The sequence below is a fragment of the Brevibacterium otitidis genome (assembly GCF_042429315.1).
Classification (GTDB): domain Bacteria; phylum Actinomycetota; class Actinomycetes; order Actinomycetales; family Brevibacteriaceae; genus Brevibacterium; species Brevibacterium otitidis.
Genome location: NZ_JBHMAU010000066.1, coordinates 85,658 through 106,328 on the forward strand (window position 1 = coordinate 85,658; position 20,671 = coordinate 106,328).

At 67.3% G+C, this 20,671-nt stretch carries 19 protein-coding genes and 1 pseudogene; 6 read left to right on the forward strand and 14 right to left on the reverse strand.

From position 1 onward, the window contains the following. Positions 1 to 52: 52 nt before the first annotated feature. From pyrF to pyrR, 7 genes are read right to left on the reverse strand one after another with little or no spacing between them, the layout of a single operon-like run. Complete coding sequence (gene pyrF, locus ACFFN1_RS10190) at positions 53 to 952, reverse strand: orotidine-5'-phosphate decarboxylase (protein ID WP_376840622.1); 900 nt, start codon at positions 950 to 952, stop codon at positions 53 to 55. Then, positions 949 to 4,221 (reverse strand): carbamoyl-phosphate synthase large subunit, encoded by a 3,273-nt coding sequence (gene carB / locus ACFFN1_RS10195; RefSeq protein ID WP_376840623.1) that lies wholly within the window; start codon positions 4,219 to 4,221, stop codon positions 949 to 951. The genes pyrF and carB overlap by 4 nt, the downstream gene beginning before the upstream one ends. Next, positions 4,214 to 5,416 carry a glutamine-hydrolyzing carbamoyl-phosphate synthase small subunit gene (carA, locus tag ACFFN1_RS10200; protein WP_376840624.1) on the reverse strand — a complete coding sequence of 401 codons (1,203 nt, stop codon included), beginning with the start codon at positions 5,414 to 5,416 and terminating at the stop codon, positions 4,214 to 4,216. The genes carB and carA overlap by 8 nt, the downstream gene beginning before the upstream one ends. After that, positions 5,413 to 5,907, reverse strand: a complete 495-nt coding sequence (locus ACFFN1_RS10205; protein WP_376840625.1) for a PH-like domain-containing protein — start codon at positions 5,905 to 5,907, stop codon at positions 5,413 to 5,415. The genes carA and ACFFN1_RS10205 overlap by 4 nt, the downstream gene beginning before the upstream one ends. After that, positions 5,895 to 7,208: a dihydroorotase gene (locus tag ACFFN1_RS10210; protein ID WP_376840626.1), complete on the reverse strand. Its 1,314-nt coding sequence runs from the start codon at positions 7,206 to 7,208 to the stop codon at positions 5,895 to 5,897. The genes ACFFN1_RS10205 and ACFFN1_RS10210 overlap by 13 nt, the downstream gene beginning before the upstream one ends. Beyond that, positions 7,205 to 8,179, reverse strand: a complete 975-nt coding sequence (locus tag ACFFN1_RS10215; protein WP_376840627.1) for an aspartate carbamoyltransferase catalytic subunit — start codon at positions 8,177 to 8,179, stop codon at positions 7,205 to 7,207. Before ACFFN1_RS10215 ends, ACFFN1_RS10210 begins: the two co-directional genes overlap by 4 nt. Then, entirely contained in the window at positions 8,176 to 8,748 is a 573-nt protein-coding gene (gene pyrR, locus ACFFN1_RS10220; RefSeq protein ID WP_376840628.1) for a bifunctional pyr operon transcriptional regulator/uracil phosphoribosyltransferase PyrR, read from the reverse strand. Before pyrR ends, ACFFN1_RS10215 begins: the two co-directional genes overlap by 4 nt. 207 nt (positions 8,749 to 8,955) lie before the next feature. On the opposite strand from pyrR, the gene ACFFN1_RS10225 reads away from it, so the two are divergent. Next, positions 8,956 to 10,044, forward strand: coding sequence for an alpha/beta hydrolase (locus ACFFN1_RS10225; RefSeq protein WP_376840629.1), 1,089 nt, complete (start codon positions 8,956 to 8,958; stop codon positions 10,042 to 10,044). 51 nt (positions 10,045 to 10,095) lie between these two features. Here ACFFN1_RS10225 and ACFFN1_RS10230 read toward each other — a convergent pair whose 3' ends face one another. Next, on the reverse strand, positions 10,096 to 10,521 hold the full coding sequence (locus tag ACFFN1_RS10230; RefSeq protein ID WP_376840630.1) for a DUF2283 domain-containing protein: 426 nt from the start codon (positions 10,519 to 10,521) through the stop codon (positions 10,096 to 10,098). A 156-nt stretch (positions 10,522 to 10,677) separates the two neighbouring features. Between ACFFN1_RS10230 and ACFFN1_RS10235 the strand changes: the two genes are divergently transcribed. The 3 genes from ACFFN1_RS10235 (at position 10,678) to ACFFN1_RS10245 (ending at position 14,660) form a co-directional block, all read left to right on the forward strand. Then, positions 10,678 to 10,830: a CorA family divalent cation transporter gene (locus tag ACFFN1_RS10235; RefSeq protein ID WP_465252678.1), complete on the forward strand. Its 153-nt coding sequence runs from the start codon at positions 10,678 to 10,680 to the stop codon at positions 10,828 to 10,830. 120 nt (positions 10,831 to 10,950) lie between these two features. Further along, complete coding sequence (mgtA, locus tag ACFFN1_RS10240; RefSeq protein WP_376840631.1) at positions 10,951 to 13,803, forward strand: magnesium-translocating P-type ATPase; 2,853 nt, start codon at positions 10,951 to 10,953, stop codon at positions 13,801 to 13,803. 140 nt (positions 13,804 to 13,943) lie between these two features. After that, entirely contained in the window at positions 13,944 to 14,660 is a 717-nt protein-coding gene (locus ACFFN1_RS10245; RefSeq protein WP_376840632.1) for an MgtC/SapB family protein, read from the forward strand. Here the strand turns inward: ACFFN1_RS10245 and ACFFN1_RS10250 are convergent. Continuing rightward, a complete protein-coding gene (locus tag ACFFN1_RS10250; protein WP_376840633.1) occupies positions 14,644 to 14,790 on the reverse strand; it encodes a hypothetical protein in 147 nt (48 codons plus the stop codon). The genes ACFFN1_RS10245 and ACFFN1_RS10250 overlap by 17 nt on opposite strands. Positions 14,791 to 15,349: 559 nt before the next feature. Here ACFFN1_RS10250 and ACFFN1_RS10255 point away from each other — a divergent pair. Both ACFFN1_RS10255 and ACFFN1_RS10260 read left to right on the forward strand, forming a co-directional pair. Then, on the forward strand, positions 15,350 to 15,547 hold the full coding sequence (locus ACFFN1_RS10255; RefSeq protein ID WP_376840634.1) for a hypothetical protein: 198 nt from the start codon (positions 15,350 to 15,352) through the stop codon (positions 15,545 to 15,547). Positions 15,548 to 15,573: 26 nt separating this feature from the next. After that, a pseudogene (locus ACFFN1_RS10260) lies at positions 15,574 to 15,990 on the forward strand (transposase); the annotation flags it as partial. 498 nt (positions 15,991 to 16,488) lie between these two features. Here the strand turns inward: ACFFN1_RS10260 and nusB are convergent. The 5 genes from nusB to aroC all read right to left on the reverse strand — a co-directional run bounded on the left by nusB (position 16,489) and on the right by aroC (position 20,664). Beyond that, the gene (gene nusB, locus ACFFN1_RS10265; protein ID WP_376840635.1) at positions 16,489 to 17,013 is read right to left on the reverse strand and encodes a transcription antitermination factor NusB; all 525 of its coding nucleotides are present in this window, start codon (positions 17,011 to 17,013) and stop codon (positions 16,489 to 16,491) included. Further along, positions 17,010 to 17,573: an elongation factor P gene (efp, locus tag ACFFN1_RS10270; protein ID WP_376840636.1), complete on the reverse strand. Its 564-nt coding sequence runs from the start codon at positions 17,571 to 17,573 to the stop codon at positions 17,010 to 17,012. The genes nusB and efp overlap by 4 nt, the downstream gene beginning before the upstream one ends. An 81-nt stretch (positions 17,574 to 17,654) precedes the next feature. Next, entirely contained in the window at positions 17,655 to 18,758 is a 1,104-nt protein-coding gene (aroB, locus tag ACFFN1_RS10275) for a 3-dehydroquinate synthase (protein ID WP_376840637.1), read from the reverse strand. Beyond that, positions 18,755 to 19,474: a shikimate kinase gene (locus ACFFN1_RS10280; protein ID WP_376840638.1), complete on the reverse strand. Its 720-nt coding sequence runs from the start codon at positions 19,472 to 19,474 to the stop codon at positions 18,755 to 18,757. The genes aroB and ACFFN1_RS10280 overlap by 4 nt, the downstream gene beginning before the upstream one ends. Next, positions 19,471 to 20,664 (reverse strand): chorismate synthase, encoded by a 1,194-nt coding sequence (aroC, locus tag ACFFN1_RS10285; protein WP_376840639.1) that lies wholly within the window; start codon positions 20,662 to 20,664, stop codon positions 19,471 to 19,473. The genes ACFFN1_RS10280 and aroC overlap by 4 nt, the downstream gene beginning before the upstream one ends. Positions 20,665 to 20,671 lie beyond the last annotated feature (7 nt).

Genomic DNA, 20,671 nt, shown 5'->3' on the forward strand with positions numbered 1-20,671 from the left:
ACTCCTTTGTGATCCTTTCCGCATCCGCGGATTTGTATCAGTGTAGACCTTCTCACCCGCTCAGTGCACGAGTCGTTTCCCGGATCCTCTCCCGCAGCGCAGGAATATCCGGCCCGGCTGACAGGATGGTGCGCCCGGCGTTGACGATGACGCGCCTATCGGCGAATGCCGGGCCGAAGACCTCGTGCAGCTCGCTCACTCCAGCGCCCTGGGCTCCGTAGCCGGGTGCGAGGATCGGGAAGTCGCCTGCTGCCAGGTCGATGCCGATGTCACGGGCCGCCGTTCCGGTCGTCGCGCCGACGACGACGCCCAGACGCGGGGCACCGAGCTGCGCGTTCACCTGCTGCACTCCGGCGATGACCTCGGCAGCGACCGCCTGCCCGCCGGTGGTGCGGGCGTGCTGGACGCGGGCGCCATCGGGGTTGGAGGTCAGGGCGAGGACGAAAGCGCCGCTGCCGTAGCGGCGGGCGCAGTCGAATGCCGGTTCCAGTGAGCCGAAGCCCAGATAGGGCGACAGGGTCACGGCATGGGCATACAGCGGCGACGCCGGGTTCATATAGGCCTCGGCGTAGCCGGCCATCGTTGAGCCGATGTCGCCGCGCTTGATGTCGAGGATCGTCGACAGTCCCGCGGCATGCGCGGCCGCGAGGATGTCTTCGAGGGCGCCCAGGCCGCGGGAGCCGTGGCGTTCGAAGAACGCTGCCTGCGGCTTGACGATGCCGCACTCCCCTGCAGCGGCCTCGACGACCCGCAGGCCGAAGTCGCGGGCGCCGGCGGCGCTGTCGGGCAGCGACCAGTCGGCCAGCAGCCCGGCGTGCGGGTCGATGCCGACGCACAGCCGACTGCGGTTGGCCTCAGGCCAGCTGCGGCCGTAGTCGTGGAACTGCGGTGTCGGCGTCTGCTCTGGGGTCGGCGTCTGCTGTGGGGTGGTCATCTGCGCGTCCTCACTCATGCCCAGTCCTGCAGGGACCGCACACCGAAGTCCGCCGCCCGCTGCCCTTCGATCGCGGTGACGGCTGCGGTGAACTCCGCGACCGTCGTCACGAGTGGGATCGAGGAGGCAACAGCCGCGGCGCGGATCTCGTAGCCGTCGGCGCGCTCCTGGCGGCCGGCCGGCACATTGATGACGAGGTCGATGCGGCCTTCGCTGATGTCGTCGAGGATCGTCCGCTCACCATCTGCAGCCTCATAGTGCTTGGCGATTCGGGTGCTGGTGATGCCGTAGCGGTCGAGCATCGCCGCGGTGCCGGCGGTGGCGACGACTTCGAAGCCCATGTCGACGAGCTGCTTGGCTGCGAGCACGGAGGAGCGCTTGTCGCGGTCGGCGACGGAGACGAAGGCGGTGCCCGAGGTGGGCAGCGCCGCTCCGGCGGCCAGCTCCGACTTGGCGAAGGCGACCGGGAAGGAGGTGTCGATGCCCATCACCTCGCCGGTCGAGCGCATCTCCGGGCCGAGGATCGAGTCGACGACTTTGCCGTCGACGGTGCGGAACCGGCGGAAGGGCAGCACCGCTTCCTTCACCGCGATCGGGTGGTCGACCGGCAGCGTCGATCCGTCGTGCTCAGCGGCGAGGATGCTGCCGCGCAGCTCCTCGATCGTGTGGCCGACGGCGATGAGGGCAGCCGCCTTGGCCAGCGGCACGGCCGTGGCCTTCGAGACGAAGGGCACCGTGCGCGAAGCCCGCGGATTGGCTTCGATGACGTAGAGCACATCGGCAGCGACCGCGAACTGGATGTTGAGCAGGCCGCGCACATTGGTGCCGCGGGCGATCGCCGCGGTGGCGTTGCGGACCTGTTCGAGGACGTTCTCCCCCAGCGTCAGCGAGGGCAGCACGGAGGCTGAGTCGCCGGAGTGGATGCCGGCCTCCTCGATGTGCTCCATGATCCCGCCGATGTAGGTCTCATGTCCGTCGTAGAGGGCGTCAACGTCGATCTCAACAGCGTCCTCGAGGAAGCGGTCGACGAGCACCGGCCGGTCGATCGACACCTCGGTGGCGGTGGCCATGTAGTTCATCAGCTGTTCGGTGTCGTAGACGATCTGCATGCCGCGACCGCCGAGCACATAGCTCGGGCGCACGAGGACCGGATAGCCGATGTCCTCGGCGATCGACTGCGCCTCGTCATAGGTGGTGGCGGTGCCGTGCTTGGGTGCGCGCAGTCTCGCCTCGGCGAGCACCTGGCCGAACTCGCCGCGGTCCTCAGCCAGGTGGATGGCCTCCGGCTGGGTGCCGAGCACCGGAACGCCTGCGGCCTTGAGCTGATCGGCCAGGCCGAGCGGGGTCTGTCCGCCCAGGGTGCAGACGACGCCGGCGACCGGTCCGGCCTGCTTCTCGGCGTGGTAGACCTCCATGACGTCTTCGAAGGTCAGCGGTTCGAAGTACAGGCGGTCGGCGGTGTCGTAGTCCGTCGAGACGGTCTCGGGGTTGCAGTTGACCATGATCGTCTCGTAGCCGGCCTCGGCCAGCGCCATCGTCGCGTGCACGCACGAGTAGTCGAACTCGATGCCCTGACCGATCCGGTTGGGACCGGATCCGAGGATGATGACGGCTTCGCGTTCGCGCGGCAGCACCTCGGTCTCGGCGTCGTAGCTGGAGTAGTGGTACGGGGTCTTCGCTTCGAACTCGCCGGCACAGGTGTCCACGGTCTTGAACACCGGGCGCAGGCCGAGCGCCTGCCGCACTGCGGTGACGACGGATTCGTCGAGGTGGCGCAGCTGGCCGATCTGGGCATCGGAGAAGCCGTGGTTCTTGGCCAGGCGCAGCGTGTCGACATCGAGGCTGTCGGCAGCGGCGACCTCAGCGGCGACCTCGTTGATGAGCTGGATCTGGTCGAGGAACCACGGGTCGATGTCGCAGGCCTCGTGCACCTCGTCGACGCTCATCCCGGCGGCCAGCGCCCGCTGCACGGTGTAGAGGCGTTCGGTGGTGGCGTGCCCGAGCTCGGCGATCACCTGGGCGCGGGCCTCCGAAGTGGAGATGTCGAGCGGGGCGTTCCAGGAGAAGGAGGAGTTCTTCTGCTCGATCGAGCGCATCGCCTTCTGCAGCGCGGTGGTGAAGTTGCGGCCGAGCGCCATCGCCTCGCCGACGGACTTCATGGTCGTCGTGAGGGTCGGGTCGGCGGCCGGGAACTTCTCGAAGGCGAAGCGCGGCACCTTGACGACGATGTAGTCGAGAGCCGGTTCGAATGCAGCCGGCGTGACCTCGGTGATGTCGTTGGGGATCTCATCGAGGCTGTAGCCGATCGCCAGCTTCGCGGCGATCTTGGCGATCGGGAAGCCGGTGGCCTTCGAGGCCAGCGCCGAGGACCGGGAGACGCGCGGGTTCATCTCGATGACGACGATCCGGCCATCATCGGGGTCGATGGCGAACTGGATGTTGCAGCCGCCGGTGTCGACGCCGACCTCGCGGATGACGGCGATGCCGATATCGCGGATCTGCTGGTATTCGACATCGGTGAGCGTCAGCGCGGGGGCGACGGTGATCGAGTCGCCGGTGTGCACGCCGACCGGGTCGACGTTCTCGATCGAGCACACGACGACGACATTGTCGTTCTTGTCGCGCATGAGCTCGAGCTCGTACTCCTTCCAGCCGAGGATCGACTCCTCCAGCAGCACCTCATGGGTGAGGGAGTCGACGAGTCCGTCACCGGCGATGCGGCGCAGATCGGCTTCGTCGAAGGCCATGCCGGAGCCGAGCCCGCCCATCGTGAAGGAGGGCCGGACCACCATCGGGTAGCCGAGCTGCTCGGCGGCCGCGAGGCACTCCTCCATCGAATGGCAGATCGCAGAGCGGGCGACCTCCGCGCCGCAGCGTTCGACGACCTGCTTGAACTGCTGGCGGTCCTCACCGCGCTGGATCGCGTCGATATCGGCACCGATGAGTTCGACGCCGTACTTCTCCAGCACGCCAGCCTCATGCAGGTTGATCGCGGCGTTGAGAGCGGTCTGCCCGCCGAGGGTCGGCAGCAGGGCGTCGGGGCGCTCCTTGGCGATGATCGTCTCGATGACGCTCGGGTCGATCGGCTCGACGTAGGTAGCGTCGGCGAGCTCCGGGTCGGTCATGATCGTCGCCGGATTCGAGTTCACGAGGATGACGCGCAGGCCCTCGGCCTTGAGCACGCGGCAGGCCTGGGTGCCGGAGTAGTCGAACTCGCAGGCCTGGCCGATGACGATGGGCCCGGATCCGATGACGAGGACGGAGGAGAGATCGTCCCTCTTAGGCATTGGCAGTGTCTCCTTCGGTCTGGGCGGTGGTGGTCTCGATGCTCGGTGTCACGCCGGCGGCACCGTCGAGCAGCTCGATGAACCGGTCGAAGAGGTCGCGGGCGTCGTGCGGACCGGCAGCTGATTCGGGATGGAACTGGACGGAGAAGGCTGGGATGTCGAGGCAGCGCAGACCTTCGACGACCTGGTCGTTGAGGCCGATGTAGCTGACGGCGACCCGCCCGAGGTGCTCACCGGCCGGTGCGGTGACGACCTCGCGCAGCGGGGCGTCGACGGCGAAGCCGTGGTTCTGGGTGGTGATGTGCACCCGTCCGTTGGCGGTGTCGAGGACCGGCTGGTTCGAGCCGCGGTGGCCGAAGGGCAGCTTGTAGGTCTCGAAGCCGAGCGCACGGCCGAGCAGCTGATTGCCCAGGCAGATGCCGAAGAACGGGATCTTCGCCTCCAGCACCTGCCGCAGCACCGCGATCGCGTTGGCGGCCGTGGCCGGGTCGCCCGGGCCGTTGGAGAAGAACACGCCGTCCGGGCGCAGCTCGCTGAGCTGTTCGAAGGTGAAGTCCTCTGGCACGACGGTCGTCTCGATGCCGCGGGCAGCGAACTGGTCGAGGGTCGTCGTTTTGATGCCGAGGTCGTAGGCGACGATGCTGTGCTTCTTCTCCCCCACGGCCGGGATCGTGTAGGGCTCCGCGACGGTGACCTCGGCGCTGAGGTGGGAGCCCGCCATCGGGGCGGTGGCCTGCACCTCGGCGAGGAGCTCTGCGGCGGGGCGCTCCGCCGCGGGACCGGAGAAGATCCCGGCGCGCATCGCGCCCTTGTCACGCAGGTGGCGGGTGAGCGCGCGGGTGTCGATATCGGTGATGCCGACGATGCCGCGCTCTGCGAGCCGGGCTTCGAGATCGCCGGTGGCCCGCCAGTTCGAGCGGCGGCGGGCGGCGTCGCGGACGACATAGCCGGCGGCCCAGATGTCGCGCGACTCGTCGTCTGCGTCGTTGACTCCAGTGTTGCCGATGTGCGGCATCGTCTGGATGACGATCTGCCGCCGGAAGGACGGGTCGGTGAGGATCTCCTGATAGCCGGTCATCGAGGTGACGAACACGGCCTCACCGGTGGTCGAGCCCTCAGCGCCGTAGGCGCGGCCGGTGAGGGTGCGGCCGTCGTCGAGGACGAGGACGGCAGGTGGGCGCTGGTGCAGGGTCATGAATCCTCCCCGAGGAGCTGGCGGATGGAAGCGAGGGTCGGTGTGCGGTCAGCGGAATGGCGCGGCCGGAAGCCGGTGTCGACGAGGGTGTCGCCGAGCCGCCAGGTGACGATGATGAGCCCGTCGCGTTCGACGAACTTGCCGATCATCCCCGAATCGGTGCGCACGCCTTCGAGTGCGGCTGCTGGGATGAGAATGTCGGGCACGCCGTCGCGGTCGAGGACGATGCCGGTGCCGCTGATGCCCAGTGAGGCGGTGGTGCGGACGCCGAGGTGGTGGACGGCGACGCGTTCGAGCGGCTCGGCCGCCAGGGTGGTCGCCACATAGGTGCCTGCGATGGGTGGCGAGCTCAGCCGCAGGTCCGCAGCCGGCGCCTCGGGCGCGGGGATCGCGCTCTGGCGGCGCTGCCGTCCAGTCCAACCCCACCACATGAGGGCGAAGAGCCCGATGATGACGGCGACGATGATGAGGGTCGGAATCAGGCGATCCATGCGCCGCCTCGGGTGATGGGGTGCGGCTCAGCCAGCTGGGAGTCGGCGACGACGCGGTGGCCGTAGAGGATCGTGTGGACGATCCGGCTGGAGACCTCGATCCCGGCGAAGGGGTTGTTGCGGCCCATCGTCGCGTGCGACTCAGGGGTGATGCGGTCATCGGCGTCCGGGTCGACGAGCACGAGGTTCGCGCCGGTGCCGATCTCCAGGCTGCCCTGTTCGCGCAGGCCGGAGATCCGTGCCGGCGTCGTCGACATGACGCGGGCGATATCGGCCCAGCCGAAGTCGTATTCGGCCATTGCCTCGACGACGATCGGCAGCGCCGACTCCATGCCGACCATGCCCATCGCCGCGGCGGTCCATTCGCAGCACTTGTGCTCCGAGGGGTGCGGGGCGTGGTCGGTGCCGATGATGTCGATGGTGCCGTCGGCCAGTCCGGCGCGCACGGCGTCGACATCGGCCTGGGTGCGCAGCGGCGGGTTGACCTTGTAGACGGGGTCGAAGCTGCGGACGAGCTCATCGGTGAGCATGAGATGGTGCGGGGTGACCTCGGCGGTGACCTGCACGCCGCGGGACTTCGCCCAGCGCACGAGGTCGACCGCGCCCTTGGTCGACAGGTGGCAGATGTGCAGGCGGGAGCCGACGTGCTCGGCGAGCAGGATGTCGCGGGCGATGATCGCCTCCTCGGCTACCGCCGGCCAGCCGGGCAGGCCGAGCTCGGAGGATACGACGCCTTCGTTCATCTGCGCGTCTTCGGTCAGGCGCGGCTCCTGGGAGTGCTGGGCGATGACGCCGCCGAAGGTCTTGACGTACTCCAGGGCGCGGCGCATGATAAGCGGATCGAACACGCACAGCCCGTCATCGGAGAAGATCGTGACACCGGCCGCTGAACGGGCCATGGCGCCGAGTTCGGCCAGCTGGGTGCCCTTCTGTCCGACGGTCACTGCGCCGATCGGCACCACCTCGGTGTAGCCGGCTTCGCGCCCGAGGTGGTAGACCTGCTCGACGACGCCGGCGGTATCGGCCACCGGTGCGGTGTTGGCCATCGCGTGCACAGCGGTGAAGCCGCCGCGGGCAGCGGACTGGGAGCCGGTGAGCACAGTCTCGGCGTCCTCGCGGCCGGGTTCGCGCAGATGGGTGTGCAGGTCGACGAGGCCGGGCAGGGCGATGAGTCCGGTGGCGTCGATGACCTCATCCGGGCTGCTGAGGGAGGCGGGGTCGATGAACCGCCCGTCGGCGATCGCGATGTCGCCGACCTCCTGGCCGAGGATGTTCGCACTGCGGATGAGCAGCGATGTCATAGGGCACCTTCCTGTCCGGTGAGCAGACTGTAGAGCACGGCCATGCGCACAGCCACGCCGTTCTCCACCTGGTTGAGGATGACCGCGCGCGGGGAGTCGGCGGCCTGCGCGCAGATCTCAAAGCCGCGGTTCATCGGGCCCGGATGCATGATCGCCGTGTGCTCGGGCAGCCGGCGGTAGCGGGTGGCGGTCAGGCCCCACAGCCGGCTGTACTCGCGGGTGTTGGGGAAGAACGACTGGTGCATCCGCTCGAACTGCACGCGCAGCATCATGACGGCGTCGAAGTCATAGGCGTCGAGGGCGTCGTCGAAGTCGTAGAACACCTCGGCCGGCCAGGTGTCGACGCCCCACGGCAGCAGGGTCGGCGGGGCGATGAGCACGACCCGGGCGCCGAGGGTGGTGAGCAGATGGACGTTCGAGCGTGCGACCCGCGAGTGGAGGATGTCGCCGACGACGGCGATCGTCGTGCCGGCCAGGTCGGTGCCGCGGGCGCTGCCTCCCGGGCCCGAGGCGGGGGAACCGGTGAGCGTGCGCCGCAGCGTGAAGGAGTCGAGCAGCGCCTGGGTGGGGTGCTCGTGCGTGCCGTCGCCGGCGTTGACGACCCCGGCGTCGATCCAGCCGGTGGTCGCCAGCCGGTAGGGGGTGCCGGAGCCGTTGTGGCGGACGACGACGGCATCGGCGCCCATTGCGCCCAGCGTCTGGGCGGTGTCCTGCAGGCTCTCGCCCTTGGAGACGCTCGATCCCTTCGCAGAGAAGTTGATGACATCGGCTGAGAGCCGCTTGGCGGCGGCTTCGAAGGAGATGCGGGTGCGGGTGGAGTCCTCGAAGAAGAGGTTGACGACGGTGTGGCCGCGCAGCACCGGCAGCTTCTTCACCGAGTGGGTGCTCACCTGCGTCATCTCCTCAGCGACGTCGAGGAGGCCGATGGCGTCCTCCCGGCTGAGGTCAGCGGTCGACAGGAGGTGCTTCATGCCTGGCCTCCCTCCGCCTCGGCGGTCTCCGGCCAGGAGATCGTGACGGTGTCCTCGCCGTCGATCTCATCGAGGCCGACGAAGACGCGCTCCTCGATGGCGGTCGGCAGGTTCTTGCCGACGTGGTCGGCGCGGATCGGCAGGCAGCGGTGGCCGCGGTCGACGAGGACGGCGAGGCGCACTGCGGCGGGGCGGCCGATATCGGCGATCGCGTCGAGGGCCGCGCGGATGGTGCGCCCGGAGAACAGCACATCGTCGACGAGCACGACGGTGCGCCCGTCGATGCCGCCGGGCGGGATGCGAGTGGGTTCAGGTGCACGGAGCTTGCCGTGGCGCAGATCGTCACGGTACATCGTGATGTCGAGGCTGCCGCAGATCTGGGCGGGGGCGACGCCGGGTTCGATGGCGGCGATCTTGGCGGCCAGCCGCTGGGCCAGCGGGACGCCGCGGGTGGGGATGCCGAGGATCGTCAGATTGCCGGCGCCTTTGTTGCTTTCGAGGATCTCATGGGCGATCCGCGTGACGGCGCGGGACATCTCGTCGGCGTTCAGGACAGTGCGAACACGCATGTGCGGTCCCCCTTCTCCGCCTCACAGGACGGTGGTTAAAGGAGTGTCGTCTGCACACGAGTGTACCCCCTCGGGCCGCGCCCGGAACCGGCTGGGTGGTGTGCCCGGCAGGCTGTGATTAGACTCTCACCACAATGCGACGCACTTGAGCGCCCCGAGCCCGGCCCGACTGCGCCGGGCGCACCCGCCCTTTGTGAGGAGAACCGCGTGAGTTCCACAGCATCACACGCACAGCTGCCCGCCCTCGACCTCGACGTCCACAATGCCGGGCTTCCCGCCGAGGTGTCGTTCGCCACTGCGACCTACCCCACCGCTGATGGCGAGCACACGTGCGGATACCTGCACGCCGGCAGTGCCGACGATCCGCTCATCGTGTTCCTGCACGGCTGGCCGGAGCTCGGGCGCTCCTTCGCCCCGCTGCTGCCGATGATCGCAGCTGAGGGCTATTTCGCCGTCGCCCCGGATATGCGCGGCTACGGCGCTTCGACGATCTATGCGGATCCGACGGCCTACGCGATCGAGAATGCAGTCGCCGATGTGCGCGGCCTCATCAGCGCACTCAGGCCGGGTGCGGACGCCGAGGCGATCGTCGTCGGCCATGACTACGGCGCCCCGGTCGCCTGGACCTTCGCTGCCGCGCATCCGGAGATGTGCCGGGCCGTGGCCGGGATGTGCGTGCCGCACCTGCCGGCAGGCGCGTCGATGACTGCGCATGTCAATCGGTCGATGTACCCGGAGGACACTTTCCCCCACGGCCAGTGGGACTATATGGTCGCCCACCAGCAGATGCCGGAGAAGCTCGCAGCGGAGTTCGATGCCGATGTGCCCGGCTTCATCGCCACCATCATGCGCCGCGGCAATCCGAAGCAGATGTCGAAACCTGCCCTGCAGTCCAAGATCCGGGTCCGAGGCGGTTGGTTCCCTGAGGGCGTGCCGTTCGAGGAGCGCGATCCCCGGGTGCTGAGCGAAGAGGACTTCGCTGCGCTCGTCGTCTCGCTCTCACGCACCGGTTTCGCCTACCCGAATGCCTGGTACCGCAATGTCGAGGCGAATGCCGCCTTCACCGAGAGCCTGCCCGGCGGCGGGCGGATCACTCAGCCGGCGCTGTTCGTCCACGCCCGCTACGACCAGGTCTGCGACACTCTCGGCTCCACTCTGGCAGAGCCGATGCGCGAGGCGATCCCGCAGCTGACCGAGCGCATCATCGAGGCCGGCCACTGGGTGGTGCAGGAGAAGCCGATCCACACCGCCGAGGTGCTCACCGACTGGCTCGAATCGCTGCCACATTCGGCGTGAGCCCGGCGACCTACCTCCGCGGAGCGGCCATATGCAGGATTCAACGAACTATCAGAAGCGGATCTGCGCCGGAAAGCTGATCCACTGTAATGTGCCAACAGCATTGAACCCGCACCGCACCTTCAATTCAGTTCTTAAAGAACCCAGATGCACGATTCTCTCGGCATCCGACTCCGTGCAGTTCGTTGAACTAACGAACCAGATTCGATTTCCCGAGCGCTTCAGCGCGACTTTCCCACTAAACTCCGCAGCGTTCATCAACGGTGAAGTGCCTGACAGGTAGCCGCAATAGTGTATCAGCTCAATGCCAAGCAAGCGCCCATCGAGATAGTAGTCGACGCTGGTTCCAGGGTCCATGCAACCAGATTCATAGAGCGTGATAACAGGCAAGCCCGATCGACCGCCATTGGGAACCGTCAAATAGAGCGCACGAGCTTCACTGTCGCGTTTAAAGCAAAACTCCATCGCACCTCGCATTTAAAGCCGTCTAACCACAACACCCGCCCGCATTCGCACTGCGGAGACCTCGCTCCAGCGCAGTTCGAGGAACACTACTACACTGAAACCAGTCGGCCAGTGGTGGCTGGCGTACCGCTATGAACTCTCCACCAAGCTCGGGGCGATCCAATCCTCATCCCCGGTACGGCCCTGATCAACTGGTACGGGCAGAACTTCGAGTTCATGCCCGAGCTGAGCTGGCCCTACACCGCCTGGGTCCAGATCGCCGGAGTGTTCCTGCTCGCCGCCCTTCCCATCTACGTCATCAAGCGCGCCGGACAACTCTGATGACCCTCCCACCCCACCACTCCCACTGCGTCATTTGCTCAAGCCGTTGAGAGTTGGATAGGGTGGTAGGTTGGGGCCGACAGGCCCCCACAGCGTGTGTGAGGAGGTGATCCGTCGTGAGTGACGAACACAGTCGATCGATGTGCCCGAGCGGGGCGACGGGTCGGCCCCGAAAGGTGTCGAGCGCGGTCCGCCGGGGCCCGACAACCATTTTCCAGCGACGCTGACACGCCCGCGCATGCCCCATCTTCGGCACCCGGCGTTCTGCCGCGTCCGAACCCGATGGGAGACACTTCCATGCATACCCTCTACGCCCGCGCCCGGCTTCTGACCTCGCCGCCGCTTAGCCCCACGCCCGGCCTCCCGCCCCGCCCGCCGCGGAACAAGAAGAAGAACACCGACCCGCGGGCCTCGAACCTTCCCGGCGGTCAGCAGCGGCTTCTGGTGGAGTCGGCGAAGCTGCCCGCCGAGGCGACCCTGGACACGTTCAGCACCAGCTGCAAAGGCCTGACCGAGGACGCGGTGGCCCAGGTCCGCGCCCGTTACGGCCGCAACGAGGTCCGCCACGACAAGCCCGCCCCGGCGGTGGTGCAGTTCGCCGCGACCTTCGTCAACCCGTTCATCCTGATCCTGATCTTCCTGGTCGCGATCATGGTGTGCACCGATGTGATCTTCGCTGACCCCGCCGAGGGGCCGGACTTCACCGGCGTGATCACGATCAGCATCATGGTCTTGGTCAGCACCACCGCGGCGGTGACCCGCATGGTCGCCGGCAAGCCGGTCACCGGTGAGCGGCCGATCGAGGAGATCGTGCGCGGCGACATCGTCCAGCTCGCCGCCGGTGACATGATCCCCGCCGACGTGCGGTTCCTGCGCACCAAGGACCTGCAGATCAACCAGGCCATGCTCACCGGTGAGGCCATGCCGGCGGAGAAGACGGCCCAGCCTCACCCGGGCGCCACGACCGCGACCATCATCGACGCACCGAACCTGGGGTTCATGGGTACCTCCGTGGTCTCCGGGTCCGGTACCGCGGTTGTGATCGGCGCCGGCACGCTCAGCTACTTCGGCCGGATGTCCTCGGCGATCGTCGGGGTGCGCCCCGAGACCGCTTTCGACGCCGGGATCAAGAAGGTCAGCTTCACCCTCATCAAGTTCATGCTGGTGATGGTGCCGGTGGTGTTCCTGATCAACGGCCTCACCAAGGACTGGACCAGCGCGTTCCTGTTCGGAGTGACCACCGCGGTCAGCCTGACCCCGGAGATGCTGCCCCTGATCGTCACCGCCAACCTCGCCAAGGGCGCACGGTTCATGGCGGCCCGCAAGGTGATCGTCAAGCGGCTCAACAGCATCCAGAACTTCGGCGCGATGGACGTGCTCGCCGTGGACAAGACCGGCGCCCTCACCGAGGACCGCATCGTCTTGGAGCGCCACCTGGACGTCACCGGCCGCACCAACCGGACCACGCTGCGCTACGCGACCCTGAACGCGCACTTCCAGACCGGGCTGCGCAACCTCCTCGATACAGCGATCCTCACCGCCGCCGGACCGAGCGAGCTGGACCGGGTGCGCCGCGGATATACGCTGATCGACGAGATGCCGTTCGACTTCGTGCGGCGTCGGATGTCGGTGGTCGTCGACGACGGCTTCGCGCAGACGATCATCACCAAGGGCGCCGTCGAAGAAGTCCTGGCACAGTGCACCACCGAGCTGAACGACGGCGACAAGACCCGCCTGAGCGCCGCACGCCGCAGCGAGCTGGACGCGCTGGTGGCCGAGCAGAACGAAGCCGGGATGCGGGTGCTCGCCGTGGCCGTGCGATCGGTGGCCCGCCAAGGTCAGACCGCCGAGTACAGCACCGCCGATGAGCGGGAGATGACCCTGGTCGGCTTCCTGACCTTCCTCGACCCGCCCAAGGCCACGGCGGGAGCTGCGATCGCCAGCCTGAACGGACACGGCGTGGCTGTGAAGATCATCACCGGCGACAACCCACTGGTGGCTGCCACCGTGTGCCGGCAGATCGGCGTCGAGCCGGGCACCATCATCCTCGGCTCCGACATCGAGCAGCTCACCGCGGCGGAACTGGGAGAGCTGGCCGAGCACACCACCGTGTTCGCGAAGGTCAGCCCCTCACAGAAGGCCCGGATCGTTGCGGCCATGCGGGAGCACGGACACACCGTGGGGTTCATGGGCGACGGCATCAACGACGCCCACGCGCTGCGCACCGCCGACGTCGGTATCTCCGTCGACACGGCCGTGGACATCGCCAAGGAGTCCGCCGACATCATCTTGCTGGACAAGGACCTCACCGTGCTGGAAGGCGGGGTGCTCGAAGGGCGCCTCACCTTCGTCAACACGATGAAGTACATCAAGATGACCGCGTCGTCGAACTTCGGCAACATGTTCTCGATCCTGGTCGCCAGCGCGATGCTGCCGTTCCTGCCGATGATCCCTCTGGTCGTCCTGGTACAGAACCTCGCCTACGACCTTTCGATGCTCACCCTGCTGTGGGACAAGGTCGACGAGGGCGACATCAAAGCGCCCCGCACGTGGGAGTCCAAGAGCCTGTCCAGGTTCATGGTCTTCCTCGGCCCGACCTCGTCCATCTTCGACATCACCACCTACCTGCTGATGTGGTTCGTGTTCCAGGCCAACTCGCCCGAGATGGCCGCCCTGTTCCAGTCCGGCTGGTTCATCGAGTCGATCATCTCCCAGACCCTGATCGTGCACATGCTGCGCACCCGCCGTATCCCGTTCATCCAGTCCCGGCCCAGCCTGCCGGTGCTGCTAGCCACCGCAACGGTCTGCGTCTTCGGGCTCATCCTGCCGTTCAGCGGATGGGGTCAGGCGCTGGGGCTGGTAGCCTTGCCCTGGACATACTTCCCGTGGCTGATCCTCACCCTGACCACGTACTGCGTGCTCGTGCAGGGCGTCAAGACGCTGTTCATCCGCACGTTCGGCGCCTGGATCTGACCCACCACCCACGGGGTTCGGCCGAGCAGAACCCGGCCGCACCCCGCACCCATGCCCTCCACACCCACGACGCCCCGCACTCGGCGACGCATCACCCCGCGACGCCGGGTCGCCCCACGACTACGCAAAGGACACCCATCATGATCGACGCGATCGACATCGCCATCCGCATCATCGCCGGCGTCGGATTCGGCACCCTCATCGGATTCGAGCGTCAATGGCGCGCCCGCACCGCCGGGGTGCGCACCAACGCGCTGGTCAGCCTGGGCTCGACCCTGTACGTGATCATGGGCGCCTACAGCTTCGACGGACCCGGCGCCGACCCCACCAGGGTGGCCGCACAGATCGTCTCCGGCATCGGCTTCCTCGGCGCCGGCGTCATCATGAAGCAAGGCGCGTCCATCTCCGGACTCAACACCGCCGCCACCCTCTGGGCATCGGCTGCGGTCGGCGCGCTGGCTGGGGGAGGGATGGTGTGGGTCGCCGCTGCCGGCACGGTCGTCGTGATCGCCGCGAACGTGCTGCTGCGCCCGGTGGGACGGATGCTGGATCGCCGTCCCGGCTCCACCGGACGGGAGAAGAACACCGAGGTCGAGTACACCTTCGAGGTCCGCTGCGCCCGCGAGAACGAGGTCGCCGTTCGCGCCATCGTCTTCGATGCCGTGCACCGTCCCGACCTCACCGTGCAGTCCGTCGCCGCCACTGACCTGCCCGATGATCTGGTCGTCATCACCGCGACGGTAACCAGCCTTGAGCGGGATGACCGTCAGATCGAACAGGCGATCGCCGACGTGATCCACACCCCCGAAGTGCTCGGAGTGCGGTGGAGCGCCGAAGACATCAGCCCCGTGGACTGACCGCCCCGGCGGTCTCGAACCGCGGCAGCCGCGGCGGGCGCCGCTGATCGGCCGACCCGGCGAGGATCCCGTCCGGGGCGATATGGGAGAACATCTGCTCGATCACGGTGAGGATGTGCGGGTCCTCCACCCGGTACAGCTGCCGGCGTCCCTCACGGCGGGCAGTGACGATCCCCGCCGCGCGCAGCTTCGCCAGATGCTGGCTCGCCGCCGGAACGTTCGACCCGGACTACTCAGCCAGCGTCGAGACGTCGTACTCCCCGGTGGCCAGCAGCCACACCAGGTGCAGCCGGCTCGGGGCCGACAGCATGTCGAACGTCGCCGCCGCCAGTTGCGCGTCGGTCACCGGGCGGGGCTATCTGTGAGGTTCCATCCCTCCATCATCCAAACGATCTGAGATATGCGCACGTCATTGAGCGTTGAGTATGCTGAGGGGTGACCCATATCGGGCCGCAGACACCGGAGGTGAACGGTATGAGTTCAGACCCTGCCAGTACCGCCTGCTGGTGCCTTCGCTGCCCGCCACGCTGATGCTCTGAGGGTGCTCGGCGCGGCCTGTCCCGCACCCTCCAGGAGACCGTGATGGCTACGCCGCGCCCCTTTCACCAGCCAGGGCTCCTCGCTGCGCGCCCGCAGCCACATCGCGGCCGACGCGGTCGTGCTCGGGCGTCGCCGTGCTGTTCTGGTTGGTGATCCATCTCTCCCACGGGATCACCGCACCGTTCGATCAGGTCACCGCCCCCTCCACCGCCTCCACCGACCCGGCGAACCTGCCCTACTATGCGGCTCGTTCGCTGCTGCGCATGTTCGCGGCCCTGGCCGTCTCAGTGGTGTTCACCTTCGTCTACGCCACCGCCAAACCACCCAAACCCCTCACACACAAATAACTTGACACCCTCCCAACGAAGACACTGCCCAGACAGCGTTGGACGAGTTCGCAGCCTCTGAACTGGGGCAGAAATACCCCTCAGCGGTCGCGACCTGGACCAACGCCTGGGACCGGTTCACTCCGTTCCTAGCGTTCCCGCCAGCCCTTAGACGGGTGATCTACACGACGAATGCGATCGAGTCGCTGAACTATCAGCTGCGCAAGATCACGAAGAACCGGTCCCAGTTCCCCACCGATGAGGCCGTCGTGAAACTGTTCTGGCTAGCGATCTGCAACATCGAGGACAAACGAGCCCGTGAACGCGCCAAAGAACGCGGCAAACCCGCCCACCAGCGCAAAGCCGCCGGACGGCTCATCGAGGGCCAGCAGACCACGAACTGGAAACAAGCCCTGGCCCAGCTCGCTGTGGCCTTCCCCGACCGCATGGAACCCTACCTGTGAAAACCGCCCCATACACACTCAAGTTGACAAGCCCTATGCCATCGATTCGCGAATGAAATCGCGGCTGGCTGTAGCAGCGATTGACGATGCTGTGGCCCGTCGTGGCGGGCCCAGCGTTGTGGCCGGTTGAATCCGCCTTCTCTGTCCTCGAATCCCGGTCACAACCTCCCGAGGAACCACAACTAGACGCTTCGCCCCACGCTGGATTATCAAGATCCTGATTGCCCAACTTGTGTATGCCGGTGTGCCTCACCGACAGCCGCTACCAACGTTGGCCACAAAGCCAACAGCATGTCCTATCGCTCCGGTGATGTTCGGTTGAAGCCAGCTACCAGCACGTGCCGAGAGCCGATGAGGCTTGCGCTGTGAACACGCGCAACCGTTAACACTCTTAGAATGGTGGCTATATCAGAATGCTCACTTAACAGCTTGGTCATTGCAATCATGCTTCCTGCTGCAGACTCCGACGCTGAAGAACGCTGCCTCGGCTCAAGAGGGTCAGCGAGAATCTGCCGCGCCTGGGTCGACTTCTGAGCTCTCAGCGAGCTGGATCGATGCGGCATCAGCCAGCGCCACCTCGGATGCGGAGGCCTTCGGCGCTGCGATCGGCGGCTGAGCCTCGCCGGTGCGGCGCTTGCGGCTGACGGCATCGAGCACGGCGTTGATGAACCGCGGGGAGTCATCGCGCGAGTAGCTCCTGCCGAGCGCGACCGCCTCATCGATGGCAACGGGATCGTCGACGTCGTCGTTGTGCATGATCTCCCAGATGCCCATGCGCAGCAGCGCCCGGTCGACAGCCGGCATACGCGAGACCGGCCAGTCGGTGACGAACTCCTCGATGAGCCCGTCGATCTCGCCGCGGTGCTCGACCACGCCGGAGACGATCTCGACAGCGTAGGGCTTCATCGGATAGTCCGGATCACCCGAGCGCATGCGGATGAGCTCGGGCTCCGGCAGACGACGCTGCTCAGCTTCGAAGAGCAGTTCGAGAGCGCGCTTGCGGGCGCGGGTGCGGGAGTTCACTCCTTGACGCGGCCGAGGTACTCGCCCGAACGGGTGTCGACCTTGACCTTGGTGCCCTCTTCGAGGAACAGCGGCACCTGGATCTCATAGCCGGTCTCGACGGTCGCCGGCTTCGAACCGCCGGTCGAGCGGTCGCCCTGCAGGCCCGGCTCGGTGTGGGTGATGACGAGTTCGACGCTCGGCGGCAGCTCGATGTAGAGCGGGGTGCCGTCGTGGAAGGCAACCTGCACCTTCTGGTTCTCCAGCATGAAGTTCGCTGCATCGCCGACGAGATCCGGGGAGATCGCGACCTGGTCGTAGTCCTGCTGGTCCATGAAGACGTAGTCGGTGCCGTCGTTGTAGAGGTACTCCATGTCACGGCGGTCGACATTGGCGGTCTCGACCTTGGTGCCGGCATTGAACGTCTTGTCGATGATCTTGCCGGAGGTCACGTTCTTGATCTTCGTGCGCACGAAAGCCGGTCCCTTGCCGGGCTTGACGTGGAGGAACTCGAGCACCTGCCACAGCTGGTTCTCGATCTTGAGGACCATGCCGTTCTTCAAGTCGTTGGTCGTTGCCAATGGAAATCCTTCGCAGTCGATGACGGCGCCGTTCGCGGCGCACCAGGGGTCAAGTGTAGCAAGCGGTGCTCCGCTTCCCGGTCAGCCCAGATGCTTGACCGGGGATTCGGTGCCGATGGCCTGATAGGCGGTGAACAGCAGGCTGGTGTCGGCGGCTTCGAGCACGGCGGGGCTGGCGAGATCGTCGAGGACGATGAAGCGCATGAGGCTGCCGCGGGCCTTCTTGTCCCGGCGCATCGTCTCCAGCAGCTGCGGCCACTTGTCGCCGCGGTAGCCGGTCGGCAGACCGAGGTGTTCGAGCACGCTGCGGTGCCGGTCGACGATCGCGGCGTCGAGGCTGCGGGTCATCGCCGAGAGCTCAGCGGCGAACATCATGCCGACAGCCACCGCAGCGCCGTGGCGCCACTGGTAGCGTTCCGTGCGCTCGATCGCATGGCCGAGCGTATGGCCGTAGTTGAGGATCTCGCGGCGGCCGGATTCCTTGAAGTCATCGGAGACGACCGCGGCCTTGACGCGGATGGAGCGTTCGATGACCTCGCGCAGCTGCGGTGAAGTGTGCTCCGCCAGCCGCTGCCGAGGTGTCGACTCCAGGATGTCGAGGATCGCCGGGTCGGCGATGAACCCGCACTTCACCGCCTCGGCCAACCCGGTGAACAGCTCGTTTTCCGGCAGCGTGGCCAGGGTGTCGGTATCAACGAGCACACCGGCCGGAGCATGGAAGGCACCGACGAGGTTCTTGCCCTCAGCGGTGTTGATGCCGGTCTTGCCGCCGATCGCGGCGTCGACCATGCCGAGCACGGTGGTCGGGATGGTGACGAAGCGGATGCCGCGCAGCCAGGTGGCGGCGACAAAGCCGGCCAGATCGGTCACCGCTCCCCCGCCGACGGCGACGATCGCATCGGTACGGGTGAAGTCGGCCTGCCCGAGGACCTGCCAGCAGAAGCCGGCGACCTGGATGTGCTTGGCCTCCTCCGCATCGGGGATCTCCGCCGAGAGCGCTTCGAAGCCGGCCGCGCTGAGGTCCTCACGGACGAGCTCGCCGGTGGTGCGCAGCGCCCGCGGATGGATGACGAGCACCTTGCTCACCCGGGAGCCGAGCAGCTCCGGCAGCGTGCCGAGCAGGCCCGAGCCGACGTGGACGCTGTATTTCCCGCCGCCGGTCACATCGATGCGCGTGGAGCTCACGCCTCATCACTTCCTTCTGTGTCGTCTGCGTCTGTGTCGTCTGCAGCTGTGCGCTGGCCGTCCTCAGCGTACCCATCGTGGGAGCCGGACGTTGCAGCATCCTCCTCGACGGCGAACTTCGCATAGCTCTCCGCGCGCTGCAGTCCGGTGAGCACATCGACGACCCGGTTGACGAGTGTCGACGGCGGATCGTTTGAGGCCGAGACCGTCGCCGTCGCCAGCGCGTCGTAGAGCGGCCTGCGCTCAGCAGCCAGCGCTGTCCAGCGTTCCAGCGGATCCTCCTCGGCCAGCAGCGGCCGGTGTGAGCCGTGCAGCCGGGCAGCAGCGGTTTCTTCGTCGATGAGGATGCTGATGACTTTGATCGCCGGATGCCGCAGCTGGGCGCGGGTCCCCGAATTCAGGATCGCTCCGCCGCCTAAGGACACAACGCCGGGCCGGTCGAGCAGCCGGCGCAGGGCACGCCTGACGACATCGCGTTCGATGTCCCGGAACCGCGCCTCGCCGCGGTCCTGGAAGATCTCGGCGATCGGTCCGTGCGCTGCGACGATCATCGCATCGGTGTCGATGAAGGGGATCCCGAGGCGGTCGCCGAGCAGCCGGCCGATCGTCGACTTGCCGGCCGCGGGTGGTCCGATGAGCACGATCCGAGCCGCGGCAGCCGGCACCGGATCGAGCGGCGGAGCCGGGCGTGGGACCGGCAGCTCCGAGCCGGTCACGAGCGTGTGCGCAGCGTGTCCGGGATCGCGGCGAGGTAGGAGTCGAGGTTGCGCTGCACCTCGGCCAGGGAGTCCCCACCGAACTTCTCACACACCGCCTCGGCGACGACGAGGGCGACCATCGCCTCGGCGACGACGCCGGCGGCCGGAACCGCACAGACATCGGAGCGCTGGTGGTGCGCGCGGGCCGTCTCGCCGGTGGCGACGTCGACGGTGTCGAGTGCCCGGGGCACGGTGGCGATCGGCTTCATCGCCGCCCGCACCCGCAGGGTCTCACCGGTGGACATGCCGCCTTCGGTACCGCCGGCGCGATTGCTGCGGCGGGCGATCCGGCCGGCGGCGAGCTCGATCTCATCGTGGGCTGCGGAACCCCGGCGGGCAGCGGTGCGGAAGCCGTCACCAACCTCAACCCCCTTGATCGCCTGAATGCCCATGAGGGCGGCGGCCAGGCGCGAATCGAGACGGCGGTCCCAGTGCACATGGGAGCCGAGACCGGGCGGCACACCGTCGACGAGCACTTCGACGACACCGCCGAGGGTGTCGCCGGACTTCTTGGCGTCGTCGACCTCGGCGACCATGCGGGCGGAGAGCTCCGCATCGAAGCAGCGCAGCGGATCGGCGTCGAGGGCTGGGACGTCGTCGATCGTCGGCTGGGCCTCATCGCCGGTGCCGGAGACCGGGCCGATCGCCACGGTGTGCGAGAGCACCGTGATGCCGAGCTCGGCGATGAACCTCTGGGCCACAGCCGCCAGGGCCACGCGCGTCGCGGTCTCCCGGGCGGAGGCGCGTTCGAGGATCGGCCGGGCCTCATCGAAGCCGTACTTCTGCATGCCGACGAGATCGGCGTGGCCCGGACGCGGACGTGAGAGCGGGGCGTTGCGGGCCTGGCCCTCCAGCACTGCCGGGTTCACCGGGTCGGCGCTCATGACGGTCTCCCACTTGGGCCATTCCGTATTGCCGATCTCGATGGCGATCGGTGAGCCGAGGGTCGATCCGTGGCGCACACCGCCGAGGATGCGCACCTCATCGGCTTCGAACTTCATGCGCGCACCGCGGCCGTAGCCGAGGCGGCGGCGCGCCAGTGCCTGGGAAACGTCGTCGCGAGTGACCGGGACGTGCGCCGGAATGCCTTCGAGGATTCCGACGAGCGCCTCACCGTGTGACTCGCCTGCAGTCAGCCATCTCAACATTCCACCC